Source organism: Streptococcus mitis, from assembly GCF_000722705.1.
GTDB classification, from domain to species: Bacteria; Bacillota; Bacilli; order Lactobacillales; family Streptococcaceae; genus Streptococcus; species Streptococcus mitis_P.
The window spans coordinates 35,810-52,121 of the sequence record NZ_JPFW01000004.1; the positions used below are offsets into that span (position 1 = coordinate 35,810).

17 protein-coding genes are annotated in these 16,312 nt (G+C 41.9%); 15 read left to right on the forward strand and 2 right to left on the reverse strand.

The features are described 5' to 3' along the window. Positions 1-96: 96 nt before the first annotated feature. Positions 97-549: a universal stress protein gene (locus SK642_RS01275; RefSeq protein WP_031223038.1), complete on the reverse strand. Its 453-nt coding sequence runs from the start codon at positions 547-549 to the stop codon at positions 97-99. 161 nt (positions 550-710) lie between these two features. Here SK642_RS01275 and SK642_RS01280 point away from each other — a divergent pair, with 161 nt between their 5' ends. From SK642_RS01280 to SK642_RS01295, 4 genes are all read left to right on the forward strand, one after another. Next, complete coding sequence (locus SK642_RS01280; RefSeq protein WP_033683029.1) at positions 711-1,013, forward strand: hypothetical protein; 303 nt, start codon at positions 711-713, stop codon at positions 1,011-1,013. A 155-nt stretch (positions 1,014-1,168) separates the two neighbouring features. Continuing rightward, entirely contained in the window at positions 1,169-2,383 is a 1,215-nt protein-coding gene (locus tag SK642_RS01285; protein ID WP_000666455.1) for a pyridoxal phosphate-dependent aminotransferase, read from the forward strand. Positions 2,384-2,537: 154 nt separating this feature from the next. Next, on the forward strand, positions 2,538-2,672 hold the full coding sequence (gene rpmH, locus SK642_RS01290) for a 50S ribosomal protein L34 (RefSeq protein WP_000831905.1): 135 nt from the start codon (positions 2,538-2,540) through the stop codon (positions 2,670-2,672). Between the two features lie 137 nt (positions 2,673-2,809). Beyond that, the gene (locus SK642_RS01295) at positions 2,810-4,774 is read left to right on the forward strand and encodes a peptide ABC transporter substrate-binding protein (RefSeq protein ID WP_033683030.1); all 1,965 of its coding nucleotides are present in this window, start codon (positions 2,810-2,812) and stop codon (positions 4,772-4,774) included. A 331-nt stretch (positions 4,775-5,105) separates the two neighbouring features. On the opposite strand, the gene SK642_RS01305 is transcribed toward SK642_RS01295, so the two are convergent. Beyond that, positions 5,106-6,950, reverse strand: coding sequence for an APC family permease (locus tag SK642_RS01305; RefSeq protein WP_033683031.1), 1,845 nt, complete (start codon positions 6,948-6,950; stop codon positions 5,106-5,108). A gap of 157 nt (positions 6,951-7,107) precedes the next feature. On the opposite strand from SK642_RS01305, the gene SK642_RS01310 reads away from it, so the two are divergent. The 11 genes from SK642_RS01310 to SK642_RS01360 all read left to right on the forward strand — a co-directional run bounded on the left by SK642_RS01310 (position 7,108) and on the right by SK642_RS01360 (position 16,311). Further along, entirely contained in the window at positions 7,108-7,881 is a 774-nt protein-coding gene (locus tag SK642_RS01310; protein ID WP_033683032.1) for a TatD family hydrolase, read from the forward strand. After that, on the forward strand, positions 7,881-8,441 hold the full coding sequence (gene rnmV, locus SK642_RS01315; RefSeq protein ID WP_033683033.1) for a ribonuclease M5: 561 nt from the start codon (positions 7,881-7,883) through the stop codon (positions 8,439-8,441). Before SK642_RS01310 ends, rnmV begins: the two co-directional genes overlap by 1 nt. 71 nt (positions 8,442-8,512) lie before the next feature. Next, complete coding sequence (locus SK642_RS01320) at positions 8,513-9,412, forward strand: helix-turn-helix transcriptional regulator (RefSeq protein WP_033683034.1); 900 nt, start codon at positions 8,513-8,515, stop codon at positions 9,410-9,412. A gap of 377 nt (positions 9,413-9,789) precedes the next feature. After that, positions 9,790-10,086 (forward strand): lactococcin 972 family bacteriocin, encoded by a 297-nt coding sequence (locus tag SK642_RS01325; RefSeq protein WP_000815396.1) that lies wholly within the window; start codon positions 9,790-9,792, stop codon positions 10,084-10,086. Positions 10,087-10,162: 76 nt separating this feature from the next. Next, a complete protein-coding gene (locus SK642_RS01330) occupies positions 10,163-12,193 on the forward strand; it encodes a bacteriocin-associated integral membrane family protein (protein WP_033683035.1) in 2,031 nt (676 codons plus the stop codon). 1 nt (position 12,194) lies between these two features. Beyond that, positions 12,195-12,836 (forward strand): ABC transporter ATP-binding protein, encoded by a 642-nt coding sequence (locus tag SK642_RS01335; protein ID WP_033683036.1) that lies wholly within the window; start codon positions 12,195-12,197, stop codon positions 12,834-12,836. Then, positions 12,829-13,137, forward strand: coding sequence for a hypothetical protein (locus tag SK642_RS01340; protein WP_000333264.1), 309 nt, complete (start codon positions 12,829-12,831; stop codon positions 13,135-13,137). Before SK642_RS01335 ends, SK642_RS01340 begins: the two co-directional genes overlap by 8 nt. A 129-nt stretch (positions 13,138-13,266) precedes the next feature. Beyond that, entirely contained in the window at positions 13,267-14,139 is an 873-nt protein-coding gene (rsmA, locus tag SK642_RS01345) for a 16S rRNA (adenine(1518)-N(6)/adenine(1519)-N(6))-dimethyltransferase RsmA (RefSeq protein WP_033683037.1), read from the forward strand. Between the two features lies 1 nt (position 14,140). Further along, entirely contained in the window at positions 14,141-15,019 is an 879-nt protein-coding gene (rsgA, locus tag SK642_RS01350) for a ribosome small subunit-dependent GTPase A (protein ID WP_033683038.1), read from the forward strand. 10 nt (positions 15,020-15,029) lie between these two features. Beyond that, entirely contained in the window at positions 15,030-15,686 is a 657-nt protein-coding gene (gene rpe, locus SK642_RS01355) for a ribulose-phosphate 3-epimerase (RefSeq protein WP_033683039.1), read from the forward strand. Further along, on the forward strand, positions 15,649-16,311 hold the full coding sequence (locus SK642_RS01360; RefSeq protein ID WP_033683040.1) for a thiamine diphosphokinase: 663 nt from the start codon (positions 15,649-15,651) through the stop codon (positions 16,309-16,311). The genes rpe and SK642_RS01360 overlap by 38 nt, the downstream gene beginning before the upstream one ends. Position 16,312 lies beyond the last annotated feature (1 nt).

Sequence of the window (16,312 nt, forward strand, 5' to 3'; positions counted from 1 at the left end):
ATATATACGGCAAGGCGACGTTGACGTGGTTTGAAGAGATTTTCGAAGAGTATAAATAGTAAACAAAAAGGAGCGCTGAGCTCCTTTTCTTTGTGATTATAAGGTTTTTTCTTGTTCTCTCACAACCAGCAAATCGACCTTAGCATGGCGGAGAATGTATTCAGATGAAGAGCCAACCAAGAGGCGTTCAAAGGCGTTGAGACCAGTTGCGCCAACGAGGATGAGGTCCACTTCCTCAGCATCTGGAATAGTACGTGCCAGTAGGGTCTTTGGATTTCCCATTTCAATGACGATATGAACATCTGCCACACCAGCATCTTTAGCACGTTTTTCGTACTCTTTCATCAGACTTTCAGCGTCAACTTGGAGTTGTTCGTAAACTTCAGCATCAAAGGTGGATACGCTTTGGAGAGCGCGTGTGTCAATGACATGGGCGATGGTGAGTTTAGCGTCGTTTCGTAGAGCAGAATGAACTCCCTTGATAAAAGCCAAGTCTGCTTCCTTAGAACCATCGATTGCGACCATAATATTTTGGTAACGTTGTGCCATAATGAAACCTCCTGAAATTTTCTTACTATAATTGTAAACCTTTTCACTATAGAAGTAAAGCAAAAAAAGTATTTTTTAAAAGAATGTTAGCACTTAAAATCTATATAAATATATGATAAAATAAAAGAAAGGATAGCAGGAAAGAAGTGAAGGGAGGGAGAATGATGAAAAACTCTTTTCAAGAAACAAAAAATTCAAATTTCCTTTATTATGGAATCATCCTAGTTTCAGTCTTGCTAGAAGTGATCATGATCTGGCAATTAGAGAGTCTGGTACCGCTTCTCTATCCAGGTTTTATTGGATTTTTAGTCTTTCACCTACTCTACCATTTGGTATTATTCCTAGTCGCTAAAAGAAGTGGTCGCTGGGATTACTTGATGATATGGGGGCTTTTCCTCATGTTCAATCTTCTCTATGACTCCTTTTTAGGCTTGCTTTTTCTAGGTTTATCTTTTGGTATGTGATGTTTTTTTGGCAAAACACCTGCTATCTTCCCTGTTTGACCTCGCTTTTAGTGAGGTTTTTCTTCTGTAGGATTTTAGTAACAAATTTCAGTAAACTTGTCGCATTTTCTTTCTAGTGGTATAATGTTACTATCCTGATGAATTGAGGAAACAAGATGAAAGAATATAACAAGTCTAGTAAGTTAGAGCATGTTGCTTACGATATCCGTGGTCCTGTTTTGGAAGAAGCCATGCGAATGCGAGCAAACGGAGAAAAGATTTTACGTCTGAATACAGGAAATCCAGCAGAATTTGGCTTTACAGCGCCAGACGAAGTCATTCATGACTTGATTATGAATGCGCGTGATAGTGAGGGATATTCTGACTCCAAAGGGATTTTTTCAGCCCGTAAGGCCATCATGCAGTATTGCCAATTAAAGAAATTCCCAAACGTAGATATTGATGATATTTACCTTGGAAATGGTGTCAGTGAGCTGATTGTCATGTCCATGCAGGGACTTTTGGACAATGGAGACGAGGTCTTGGTGCCTATGCCAGACTATCCTCTTTGGACAGCTGCTGTTAGCCTAGCTGGAGGAAATGCCGTTCACTATATCTGTGATGAAGCTGCAGAATGGTACCCAGATATTGATGATATCAAGTCAAAAATCACTTCCAATACCAAGGCAATCGTCCTTATCAATCCAAACAACCCGACTGGAGCCCTTTATCCTAAGGAACTCTTATTGGAAATCATTGAAATTGCCCGTCAAAACGATTTGATCATCTTTGCGGACGAAATCTATGACCGCATGGTCATGGATGGGCATGTGCATACGCCTGTGGCGAGCTTGGCACCTGATGTCTTCTGTGTCAGCATGAATGGTTTGTCAAAATCGCACCGTATCGCTGGTTTCCGTGTAGGTTGGATGGTCTTGTCTGGACCTAAGACTCATGTCAAAGGCTATATCGAAGGGCTCAATATGCTGTCCAATATGCGCCTTTGCTCTAACGTTTTGGCCCAACAAGTCGTCCAAACTTCCTTGGGTGGCCACCAATCAGTCGATGAATTGCTCCTTCCTGGTGGACGAATCTATGAACAAAGAAACTTCATCTACAATGCCATTCAAGATATTCCAGGTTTGTCTGCGGTTAAACCCAAGGCTGGGCTCTATATCTTCCCTAAAATCGACCGCAATATGTACCGTATCGATGATGATGAGCAGTTTGTCCTTGATTTCTTGAAGCAGGAAAAGGTTCTCTTGGTTCATGGTCGAGGCTTCAACTGGCAGGAGCCAGACCACTTCCGTATCGTTTACCTTCCTCGTGTCGATGAACTAGCCCAAATCCAAGAAAAGATGACTCGTTTCTTGAAACAGTATCGCAGATAGGGCTTACATCAGAAAAAGGGCTAAAAAGCAGGAAACATTTGCTTGGAACTATTGACAAAAGTGAAAGAATCAGATAGAATAGTAAAGTATGTTTAGTAACTGATCACTTTATAGCCGGCTAAACGAATACAAAATCTATGAGGAGGTATTCATCGTGAAACGTACTTATCAACCAAGTAAACTTCGTCGTGCGCGCAAACACGGATTCCGTAACCGTATGTCAACTAAAAACGGTCGTCGCGTATTGGCAGCTCGTCGTCGTAAAGGACGCAAAGTTTTGGCTGCATAATCCAAACGAATTCTATCAAAAATCAGTAGGAACTCGAGTCTACTGATTTTTATTTTTGTAAAAAAGTACAAAAAGCTTTATATTTTTGCTTGAATAGTGTATAATATTTCACATACTGTAAAAAATGGAGAATAATCATGAAGAAATCAAAAGTGATGCTGTTTGGAGCTATGGCTTTGACAGCAGGTCTAGCTCTAGCAGCGTGTGGATCATCTCAATCAAGTAATGCTGACAAGACTTACTCTTATATCTTTGTCAATAACCCAGATACCTTGGATTATATTACCTCTACCCGAGACTCTACATCTAGTATCACAACCAACTTGATTGATGGTTTGTTGGAAAATGACCAGTATGGCAATCTCATTCCATCTATGGCTGAGTCATGGACAGTGTCAAAAGATGGCTTGACTTATACTTATAAAATTCGTCAGGGAGCTAAATGGTACACTTCTGAAGGAGAAGAGTATGCGGATGTAACAGCTCATGACTTTGTGACTGGTCTTAAGTATGCGGCTGATAAAAAGGCTGAAAACTTGTACTTGGTGCAAGACTCTATCAAGGGGCTGGCAGACTATGTTGAAGGGAAATCATCTGATTTTGGAACTGTTGGTGTGAAGGCAGTGGATGATTACACACTACAATACACCCTCATCCAACCTGAAACTTATTGGAACTCTAAAACAACAGCAAGTATCCTTAATCCTGTAAACGAAGCTTTCTTGAAGTCTAAGGGAGATGACTTTGGAAGTGTGACGCCATCAAGTATCTTGTCAAATGGTCCTTACTTGTTTAAGTCCTTCACATCAAAATCTTTGATTGAATTTGATAAAAATCCTAACTACTGGGATAAGGACAATGTTAAGATCGAGAAAGTGAAGCTTTCTTTCTTTGACGGTTCTGACCAAGACAGCATTGCAAGAGGATTCTTGGAAGGAAACTATACAGATGGTCGTATTTTCCCAACCAGCTCAGTCTTTGCTGAACTCAAAAAGGGAAATGAGGACAAGATTACCTATACACCACAAAACTCAGTTACCTTCTACTATCTTTTCAATGTCAACCGCCAAAGCTACAAGCAGACTATGAAACAGTCTGATAAGGAAAAGACAGATTCACGCGCAGCTATGCAGAATAAAGATTTCCGTCAGGCCATCAACTTTGCCTTTGACCGTCATGCTTATGCAGCACAGACAAATGGTGAAGATGGAGCAGACCGTATCTTGCGTAACACGGTTACACCAAGTAACTTTGTCCAAGTTGGCGGTAAGAACTTTGGTGATATTGTCAATGAAAAAATTGTCAACTACGGTAAAGATTGGGCAAATATCAACCTAAACGATGGTAAGCAAGCCTTCTTGAATCCTGATAAGGCCAAAGAGAAGTTTGCTAAGGCCAAAGAAAGCCTGCAAGCACAGGGAGTAACCTTCCCAATTCATTTGGATATGCCAGTTGACCAGACTGCTAAGTTGGATGTGCAACAAGCTGGCTCTTTCAAGCAAACAGTAGAAGCAACTCTTGGTAAGGATAATGTGGTTATCGATGTTATCCAACTTTCTCCAGATGAAAAAGACCAAGCAACCTACTTTGCAGATACAGCAGAACAAAAAGACTATGACATCGACATCTCAGGATGGGGCGGAGATTACTCAGATCCTAAGACTTACCTAGCGATCCTTGATCCAGAAACAGGTTCTCAGTTGAAAAATATGGGCTTGTCTGAAGGAAAAGACAAGGAAGTCAAGGACAAGATTGGTCTTTCTGACTACAAGAAACTCTTGGATCAGGCTGACGCGGAAATCACAGATACTCAAGCTCGCTATGAAAAATATGCTGAAGCCCAAGCTTGGTTGACAGATAGCGCTTTGTTCCTACCAGTTCAAAGTGGTGGAGCTAATCCGATCTTCCGCAAGACTGTACCGTTTACAGGTCCATTCTCATTCGTTGGGAATAAAGGAAATTCAGACAATTATAAATATGTTGAACTGCAAAAAGAGCCAGTAACTGCTAAACAGTACCAAGAACTCTATGAAAAATGGCTGAAAGAAAAAGCTGAGTCAAATAAAAAAGCTCAGGAAGATTTAGCTAACCACATTCAATAGTATTCCTAGTCATTCTTTTCAGTTAATACTCAATGAAAATCTCTTCAAACCACGTCAGCGTTGCCTTACCGTATATATGTTACTGACTTCGTCAGTTCTATCTGCAACCTCAAAACAGTGTTTTGAGCTGACTTCGTCAGTTCTATCTGCAACCTCAAAACAGTGTTTTGAGCTGACTTCGTCAGTTTCATCTACAACCTCAAAGCAGTGCTTTGAGCAGCCTGCGGCTAGCTTCCTAGTTTGCTCTTTGATTTTCATTGAGTATAAGCATAGTGACTGGATTCAGAAAAAGGCCTTACCAGACGGTTTTGATTCTGGTAAGGCCTTTTCTTTATTCTTTTAAGTGATAGGAGTAGCTAGCGACAACGACGTCTTGGTGCCAACGAAGGGCGTATTTGAGTTTGAGACTCATTTGATTGTGTAGGATATTTTGCCAAGGTTTATTAGGGATAAACTGGGGAACGAGGACAGTGACTGTATAGTTCTTTTTCTGGGCATCCTCAGAGATTCGTTTGACATACTTGACAGTAGGCGTGATAATGTCACGATAGCTGGTCTTGATGTTTTTCAGAGTAATGGTTGGGAAGTAATCGGCAAATTCTTGGAGAATTTCTTGATCTTTTTCTGCTGTTTCCTTAGTAGAAATATGCATGGCTAAGACTTCATCTCCGATACTTTGGGCGTAGTTAATGGCTCCGACGCTTACACGGGTGACATTTCCTACTAGGACCAGAACCAGATTGCCATCGTAGGTACGTTTTTCGATTCCTTCATAGAGACGCAATTGTTGGGCCACTTTTTGGTAATGACTGTGAATGGCCAAGAAGAGTAAGGTGAGTACGAGAATAATCGGGAAGAAAGGCCAGATATCACTGAGACGGAAAAAGAGCAGGATGAGCACGATAGCGTAGCAAATGATTGCCCCAATGATATTAGCAAGAGCAGGTTTTAAGAAATTTGCTCCCTTTTCTTTTTTCCAATGACGAATCATCCCAGTCTGAGATAGGGCGAAGGGAACGAAGACCCCGATAGTATAAAGAGGAATCAAACGTTCGGTATTGCCATTAAAAATGAGAAGAAGAATCATAGCCCCAAAAGCCAGAGTTAAAATTCCATTAGAGTAGCCTAGGCGGTCTCCTTTTTCCATAAAGAGGTGGGGCATATATTTGTTTTTAGCCATATTGTAGGCCAGCATAGGGAAGGCTGAAAAGCCAGTATTGGCAGCTACGGCTAAAATCAAGGCTGTGGAGAATTGGAAGGTATAATAGCCAAGGTGGCCTAAGAAGGAAGTACCAAGGATGCCTTGAGCCATCTGTGAAAGAATAGTTTCTCCGTGTTGAGGCATAATCCCCATCCAGTAGTTTAGGAAGGTGATACCAGCAAAAAGAAAACCTAAAATCAATGACATGATGGTCAAGGTCTGAGCGGCATTCTTTTCTTTTGGAGCCTTGAAAAAGGGAACGGCATTTGAAATAGCTTCAACCCCTGTCAGAGAGGCAGATCCGCTGGTAAAGGCTCTTAGAATGAGAACGATAGACAGACTCGGCACAGCGTGTCCGATAGGAGAAGTCGACTGATAGCTGAGAGAACCTGTCATTAGTTGAAAAATTCCGTAGAGCAAGAGAAAGACAGTACTGATGATAAAGAGATATACAGGAATCATCAGTGAGCTGGCAGATTCTTTCAACCCTCGTAAGTTCAAGAGCATGAGCAAGCAAACTAGAAAAATGGAAATGTGGAGGTTGTAAGGGTGGAGAGCAGGGAGAGCTGCTGTGATAGCATCAGCTCCAGATGCAACAGATACTGCTACGGTCAACATATAGTCAACCAGCAGACTGCCTCCAGCAATCAAGCCAAGTTCGGGAGATAGATTTTCTCGAGTAACCATATAGGCCCCTCCCCCTTGAGGGTAGGCATGGATGATTTGACGGTAGGAGACGGTCAGGCTAGCTAGGAGCAGGAGGACAAAGAGGCCGATAGGAAGGCTCCACCATATAGCTAGTGGAGAGAGGCTAGCCAAGACGAGGACTACTTGCTCAGGTCCATAGGCAATGGAGGACAGAGCGTCGCTTGATAACATGGCCAAGGCCTGCATTTTTCCCAGTAGTCCCCCTTCGCCTTCGGTTAAGGACTTAAGAGGACGACCGATAAAGGTCTGTTTTAATTTTGTAAACATAGTTGTTTCCTTTGTTGAAAAATTCAATAAGTGTTATTATACTGCTTTGGAAAAAGAGCGTCAAGAGATGATGATGGATTTTAGAATATTTTTTACAGATGAGGAGAGAGGTCAGTTTTTTTGCTATAATAGTAGATAGAAAACGAGGTTAGAAGAGATGATTTTTGATACACATACACATTTGAATGTAGAAGAATTTGCGGGTCGTGAGGCAGAAGAAATTGCCTTGGCTGCTGAGATGGGGGTGACACAGATGAATATTGTAGGTTTTGATAAACCGACGATTGAGCGTGCCTTGGAGTTGGTAGATGAGTATGACCAACTTTACGCGACTATTGGTTGGCATCCTACAGAAGCTGGGACTTATACAGAGGAGATTGAAGACTACTTGCTTGATAAGCTCAAGCATCCCAAGGTGGTTGCCTTGGGTGAGATTGGTTTGGACTACCATTGGATGACAGCGCCAAAAGAGGTGCAGGAGCAGGTTTTTCGCCGTCAGATTCAGTTATCTAAGGACTTGGATTTGCCTTTTGTGGTCCATACTCGTGATGCGCTGGAAGATACCTATGAGATTATCAAGAGCGAGGGAGTTGGTCCTCGAGGTGGCATCATGCATTCTTTCTCAGGAACTCTTGAATGGGCAGAGAAGTTTGTAGAGCTTGGTATGACCATTTCCTTCTCAGGTGTAGTGACTTTCAAGAAGGCAACTGACATCCAAGAAGCAGCTAGAGAACTTCCTTTGGACAAGATTTTGGTGGAGACGGATGCTCCCTACTTGGCTCCTGTTCCTAAACGTGGTCGTGAAAACAAAACAGCCTATACGCGCTATGTAGTAGATTTTATCGCGGATTTGCGTGGCATGACGACAGAAGAGCTAGCGATGGCAACGACCGCAAATGCAGAACGAATTTTTGGATTGGACAGCAAGTAATGAAAGAAAAAATTTCCCAAGTCATCGTGGTCGAAGGTCGCGATGATACGGCCAATCTCAAACGTTATTTCGAGGTAGAGACCTATGAGACTCGAGGTTCTGCCATCAATGATCAGGATATAGAGCGGATTCAGCGCCTGCACAAACGCCATGGAGTCATTGTCTTTACAGACCCGGATTTTAATGGGGAGCGGATTCGTCGCATGATTATGACGGCTATTCCAACAGTGCAACATGCTTTTCTCAAACGAGATGAAGCTGTTCCTAAATCCAAGACCAAGGGGCGGTCTCTGGGAATTGAGCATGCCAGCTATGAAGACCTAAAAACGGCTCTAGCTCAGGTGACAGAACAATTTGAACATGAGAGCCAGTTTGATATCAGTCGTAGCGACTTGATTCGTCTTGGTTTTCTAGCGGGAGTAGATAGCCGTAAGCGACGAGAATATCTTGGAGAGGCTCTCCGAATTGGCTATTCCAACGGCAAGCAACTCCTCAAACGCTTAGAGTTGTTTGGGGTCACCTTGGCAGAAGTGGAAGAAGCTATGAAATCTTATGAGTAGGAAAGATGTAGCAGTTACAATTTTTTAAGTTTCACAGTATTTTTCGAAGCAGGTAGAAGAGGAGGCGTCTGATGTTAATTGGTCAAAAAATTAAAGAGATTCGGATAGAAAAAGGAATTAGTCGTCCAGATTTTTGTGGAGATGAGCAAGAACTGACAGTTCGTCAACTGTCGCGAATTGAAAGTGGAGCTTCGCAACCGAGTTTGCCGAAGTTAGACTATATTGCTCGTCGGTTAGGAGTTCCAGCTTATAGCCTTATGCCGGATTTTTCAGCTCTTCCTTCTGCTTATTTAGAATTGAAATACCAGATTTTACGTGAACCAATCTATGGTAAAGAAGAGGAATACGATAAGAAAGAAGCGTGTTTGGAAGAGATTTATAAAACATACTTTGATAATCTTCCTAAAGAAGAACAATTAGCATGTGAAGTATTGCAGGCGTGTTTAGATACTTCTAGAACTAGAAGGCCTGAATACGCAGAGTTAATACTTGAGGAACATATGCCTCAGATTATTGAAAAAGAAGTTTATTCAATAAATGATATGTTGTTGATTCGTTTGTTTTTTTATCAAATACTCATTAGAAAAGATCTTGCCAAATTTGTGAATCAAATCGAAAAGCTAATGTTCTTTCTTTTAGAACAAAAGAAGGTAACTCAATTAGAAAACTTCTTTATAATTAGAGATACTCTTATTTCAGGAATGTGTTGTCTTGAAAAGATAGGAGTGACTGATTGCTTTAATGACTATCTATCGTGTTTACAAGAAATTATGGATAAAACTCAAGATTATCAAAAGAAACCCCTTGTATTTATGTTTTTGTGGAAGCAAGCATTAAGAGAAGAAAGAGATTTTAGTTTAGCTGAATCATTTTATCAGTCTTCTAAAACATTTGCGCAGCTAATTGGAGATGAATTTCTAGTAAAGAAATTGACAGAGGAATGGCAAGAGGATGTAAAAAAATATTTATAAATATCGTGAAGCAATGACAAAAATGTTCTTGTTCTTGTATCAAAACAGTTCTAAAGTTCGTCTTTAGGGCTGTTTTTTTATATATAAGCTAAAAATGACACGAAATGGTTATATTTTAGGGACATTGGTGTCCTTGGAGTTTATTGATATAAGTTTTATAATAGATGACATAGAAATAAGGAGGAATGCTATGTTTGGTTTCATCATGTTTTTAACAAATTTTAGTTTTGGAGATTGGTGGCACGGATAGAAAGGAGAATGTAATGAGGTGTTGCTTTAAAAAGGTCTATGATCCATGACTTGGTTTTACTTACAAACGAAAATGGACAATATATAATAAATATTTACGATAAAATAAAAAATAGAGGAGTATCAATATGAAACAAACAGTTAAAAAATTAGCCCTTGTAGCGAGCATTGCAGCAACATTAGGTGGAAGTGTAGCAGTAGTATCGGCCGCGGTTAAGTATCCAGATGGTGGTGTCTGGACGTATGGTTCAGGTGACGGAGGTGCTTACTCAAACTACTATCACTCTTCAGAATATCATAGCTCAACAGTTGTTAGTAGAAAAACTGGTTCATCTGATAAAGGATATGCTGGTGCTGGAGGGACTTCTCGTGCATGGATTCGTACTTCTTGGGGAGAGAAAGTTGCATTCTACTATAATGTTTAGAATGGTATAGCCCTATTGTTTAGCTTTACTTGGTCACCTTCTCACTAAGTGACCAAGTAACTTTTTGGAGGAAATGATGAAACGTTTATTTATTTTGATTTCAATGGTATTGGTATCGCTTTATATGGTGATAACTTCCGTTGACCATCGAGAAGAGATTTTATTTGGTAACTATCTCTCTGTTGATGTGACAGGAATGGTAATAAATCAACCAGTAGCTAGTCGCGAAGAGGTGGCAGAGGCTTTGAGTCACTTGGCGGTAGAGCATAATAGTCTCATCGCCCGTCGGATCGTTGAGCCAAATGAAGCTGGAGAAACACGCTTTACCTATGCCACTTATGGTCAGGGAGAGCTTCCAGAAGGTCTGACCATTTCCTCCAAGGAGAGTGCAGAAACGAGTGATTTATTAGGGTCTTACTTGATTGTGTCAGGAAGTTTGGATGGAGTGAGCTTACAGACCACCTTGAAAGAACTTGGCTATCAAGGATTTGTTTCGAATGGAGAAGATCCATTTTCGATAGTCTTACTATTGGCTGTCACCCCTATGGTGCTACTGAGTTTAGCTATTTTTCTGCTGACCTTTATGAGTTTGACTCTGATTTATCGGATAAAATCCCTCCGTCAAGCAGGGATTCGTTTAATAGCTGGTGAGAGCTTGTTTGGGGTTGCTCTCAGACCAGTATTAGAAGATATGAGACAGCTTATCTTCTCGGTGCTGGTATCCAGTTTTTTGGGATTGGGGATTCTCTGGTATCAAGGTGCCTTGTTTATGGCAACGGTGCAACTGGTCATCATTGGTCTTTTGCTTTATGGATTGGCCTTGGTAGGGATTTCTACCTTACTAAGTGTCGTGTATCTACTTGGTTTACAGGAAAATAGTCTGGTGGATCTATTGAAAGGGAAACTCCCTCTCAAACGTATGATGACATTGATGATGGTGGGGCAACTCTTGGCCATGCTGGTGGTCGGCTCGAGTGCGACTGCTCTCCTACCCCACTACCGTGAAATGCAAGAAATGGAGAGAGCTAGCGATAAATGGAGTCAGTCCTCAGATCGTTACCGTCTATCCTTTGGTTGGTCTAGTGCATTTGCCGATGAAGAAGGAATGCGTAAGGATAATCGTGAGTGGCAGATATTTACTGAAGAACGGTTAGCCAATACAGACTCTTTTTATATCATGAGCAATGTTGACAAATTCTCAAATGGCGCAGAAGTGGACCTAGATGGCAATCGTCTCAATGACTACACACCGTCAGGGAATGTCATCTATGTCTCACCGCGCTATCTAACAGAAGAGAAGGTTGCCGTATCTCCTGAGTTCATGGAGAAGATGCAAAACTTGTCTGAGGGAGAGTTTGGTCTGATCTTACCTGAGAGCTTGAGAGAGCAGTCTGCCTACTACCAAGGATTATTTACAGATTACCTGCAAAATTTTTCATCTGAAAGTGTAGAAGTGACGAGTCAGAAACACTACCTCCCACAGGTAACGCTAGCTTTTACAGAAACAGGAAAGGAACGCTTCCTCTATAACGATGGGTACAAGACGACACGTCAATACCTAAAAGATCCGATTATTGTGGTTCTCACGCCGCAAGCGACTGGAACAAGACCTGTTGCAGGGATGTTGTGGGGAACTACAGCTAATAGTGCCTTGAAACTAGATCGATATGGAGATAGCATCACAGCTCTAAAAGAGCAAGGTATGTATCACAAGGTCTCTTATTTGGTAAAAAGCCAGCTATTTTTTGCCAAGGTACTAAATGACAAACGGATGGAGTTCTACTCTCTCCTTATAGGAACTATTTTGACCCTATCTACGGCTATCTTGTTATTTGATTCCATGAATCTTCTCTATTTTGAGCAGTTCAGACGGGAGATCATGATTAGACGTCTTTCTGGTATGACAATCTATGAGCTTCATGGCAAGTACTTACTGGCGCAAGGAGGAGTTCTCTTGCTTGGCCTAGTCCTATCTAGTGTTTTGACAGGAGATAGCTTGATTAGCGCTTTAGTTGTAGCTTTATTTACTCTTAACGCCCTCTTGATTTTAGTAAGGCAGGATAAAAAAGAAGAAGCTGGTAGTATGGCAGTATTGAAAGGAAAATAAGATGATTGATATTCAAGGATTGGAAAAGAAGTTTAATGACCGCGCGATTTTCTCTGGTTTGAATCTCAAACTGGAGAAGGGCAAGGTCTATGCCTTAATCGGAAAGAGTGGAAGCGGAAAGACGACTTTACTTAATATCTTAGGAAAGCTAGAAAAGATAGATGGTGGAAGGGTTCTCTATCAGGGGAAAGATTTAAAAACCATTCCCACTCGTGAGTATTTTCGAGACCAGATGGGCTATCTCTTTCAAAATTTTGGCCTCTTAGAAAACCAATCAATCAAAGAGAATTTGGATTTGGGCTTTGTTGGTCAGAAAATCTCAAAAGTAGAACGTTTGGAAAGGCAAGTGGAGGCTTTAGAAAAGGTTAATCTAGGGTATTTGGATCTAGAACAAAAAATTTATACTTTATCTGGGGGAGAGGCCCAACGAGTTGCCCTTGCTAAGACTATTTTGAAAAATCCACCCTTGATTTTGGCAGATGAACCAACAGCAGCTCTTGATCCTGAAAATTCAGAGGAGGTTATGAATCTCTTGGTGGATTTGAAAGATGAAAATCGAATTATCATCATTGCGACCCATAATCCCCTAGTCTGGAATAAGGCCGATGAAATCATTGATATGAGGGAGCTTGCTCATGTGTGAAAAAATTCGTATTCGCAGGGTATCTGATTATCCTAGTGCCAGAGGTGGTTTAGAAGATATTCTCATCATGGAAAACATGACCAATCATCTCCTTTTGGTTCAAATCCGAGTGAATGGCTATTTGCTTGATTTTGCTAGTATTGAAGGTCAAAGACAAAAGCATTATCGTTTGAAAAATTTACCTCAAACGGTTGAACTGACAGTGGATGATGTGGAGGAGGATGTAGATTTGACCCTACCCGAAAATCGAAGTTATCAGGAAGCTGATTTTTTCGAACGGATGTTTCGAGAGAACCGCTAAGGCCACTTTTAAAGATTTCCAAGACTATCTTTCTTCATGAGGAAAGATAGTTTTTTGGTATGATTTTCACCCCCAAATACAAGGGGAATGTGTTACAATAGTAGTAACAGATAATAGAAAAGAGAATAGATGAGAATTGCAGATTATAGCGTGACCAAGGCAGTGCTGGAGCGTCACGGTTTTACCTTTAAAAAGTCCTTTGGGCAAAATTTCTTGACGGACACCAATATCCTTCAAAAAATCGTGGATACGGCTGAAATTGATGACCAGGTTAATGTTATCGAAATCGGGCCAGGTATTGGTGCCTTGACAGAGTTTTTGGCTGAGCGTGCAGCAGAGGTCATGGCCTTTGAGATTGACCACCGTTTGGTACCGATTTTGGCAGATACTCTTCGTGATTTTGACAATGTAACAGTGGTTAACGAGGACATTCTCAAAGTTGATTTGGCGCAGCATATTCAGAAATTCAAAAATCCTGACCTGCCCATTAAGGTGGTAGCCAACTTGCCTTATTACATCACGACGCCTATTCTCATGCACTTGATCGAGAGTGGAATTCCTTTTAGTGAGTTTGTCGTCATGATGCAAAAAGAAGTGGCGGATCGCATCTCCGCTCAACCGAATACCAAGGCTTATGGTAGCTTGTCGATTGCGGTTCAGTATTACATGACTGCCAAGGTTGCCTTTATCGTGCCGCGTACGGTCTTTGTGCCAGCACCAAATGTGGATTCAGCCATCTTGAAAATGGTGCGTCGTTCAGAGCCAGCTGTAGCAGTAGAAGACGAGAACTTCTTCTTTAAGGTTTCCAAGGCTAGTTTTACCCATCGTCGCAAGACCTTGTGGAATAACTTGACAGGTTACTTTGGCAAGACTGAAGAAGTTAAGGAGAAATTGACCAAGGCCTTGGATCAAGCGGGCTTGTCACCAAGTGTGCGTGGGGAAGCTCTCAACTTGGCAGAGTTTGCCAGTCTAGCAGACGCACTTAAAGGGCAAGGACTCTAAGATGCAGGGACAAATTATTAAAGCCTTGGCAGGCTTCTACTATGTAGAGAGTGAGGGCCAGGTTTATCAGACGCGCGCGCGTGGAAATTTCCGTAAAAAAGGCCATACCCCCTACGTTGGGGATTGGGTAGATTTTTCTGCCGAGGAAAATTCAGAGGGCTATATCCTCAAGATTTACGAACGGAAAAACAGTTTGGTTCGTCCGCCCATTGTCAATATCGATCAAGCTGTGGTAATCATGTCCGTCAAGGAACCTGATTTTAACAGCAATTTGCTGGATCGTTTCTTGGTTCTTTTGGAGCACAAGGGCATCCATCCTATCGTTTATATTTCCAAAATGGATTTGTTGGAAGATAGGGGAGAGCTGGATTTTTACCAGCAGACCTACGGTGCTATTGGTTACGATTTTGTGACTAGTAAAGAAGAACTTTTGCCTTTGTTAACAGGAAAAGTGACGGTCTTTATGGGACAGACAGGTGTTGGGAAATCAACCCTCCTCAACAAAATCGCACCGGACCTCAATCTCGAAACAGGAGAAATCTCAGATAGTCTAGGTCGTGGTCGCCATACCACTAGAGCTGTTAGTTTTTACAACCTCAATGGGGGTAAAATCGCAGATACGCCAGGATTTTCATCTCTGGATTATGAAGTGTCAACGGCTGAAGACCTTAATCAGGCTTTTCCAGAGATTGCTAGTGTTAGCCGAGATTGTAAGTTCCGTACTTGTACCCATACCCATGAGCCGTCTTGCGCAGTTAAGCCGGCTGTTGAAGAGGGTATCATTACCACCTTCCGTTTTGACAACTACCTGCAATTTCTCAGTGAAATTGAAAATCGCAGAGAAACCTATAAAAAAGTCAGCAAAAAAATTCCAAAATAAGGAGAAACCTATGTCTCAATACAAGATTGCTCCGTCAATTCTGGCAGCAGATTATGCCAACTTTGAACGTGAAATCAAACGCCTAGAAGCAACTGGGGCAGAATATGCCCATATCGATATCATGGATGGGCACTTTGTGCCACAAATCAGTTTTGGTGCAGGTGTGGTCGAGGCTCTTCGTCCTCATAGCAAGATGGTCTTTGACTGCCATTTGATGGTGGCGAATCCTGAACACCATCTGGAAGACTTTGCGCGTGCGGGAGCAGATATCATCAGCATCCATGTGGAAGCAACGCCTCATATTCATGGCGCCCTCCAAAAAATTCGTTCACTCGGTGTTAAACCTTCGGTTGTCATTAACCCTGGTACACCTGTTGAGGCCATTAAGCACGTGCTTCACCTAGTTGACCAAGTCTTAGTCATGACAGTGAACCCTGGCTTCGGTGGACAAGCTTTTCTGCCAGAAACTATGGATAAGGTTCGTGAGTTGGTTGTCATTCGTGAGGAAAAAGGTTTGAAATTTGAGATTGAAGTGGATGGTGGGATTGATGACCAAACTATTGCTCAAGCCAAAGAAGCTGGTGCGACCGTTTTTGTAGCAGGTTCCTATGTCTTTAAGGGAGATGTCAATGAGCGAGTACAAACTCTCAGAAAACAACTGGACTAGGGTTGCCGTTTTTGCAGGCGGAGACCGCGGTCATTATCGGACAGATTTTGATGCTTTTGTTGGTGTGGATCGAGGCTCGCTCTGGGTTTTAGAGGAAGACCTTCCTCTCGCCCTAGCAGTTGGGGATTTTGATTCGGTAACCGCAGAAGAGCGACAGGTAATTCAAAAAAATGCCCAGAATTTTGTCCAAGCCCGACCAGAAAAAGATGATACTGATTTGGAATTGGCTCTCTTGACCATTTTTGAGAAGAATTCTCAGGCCCAGGTCACTATTTTCGGTGCTTTGGGTGGTCGTATTGACCATATGCTGGCCAATGTCTTTCTACCTAGCAATCCCAAGTTGGCTCCCTATATGCGCCAGATAGCGATTGAGGATGGGCAAAACTTGATTGCCTATTGTCCAGAAGGGACCAGTCAGCTAGAACCTCGTTCAGACTACGACTATCTAGCCTTTATGCCAGTTCGGGATAGCCGGCTGACCATTCTCGGGGCCAAGTATGAGTTGACAGAGGAGAATTTTTTCTTTAAAAAAGTGTACGCTTCTAACGAATATATAGATAGGGAAGTTTCGGTGACTTGCCCAGATGGCTATGTGGTTGTCTTACATAGCAAGGACAGGAGGTAGG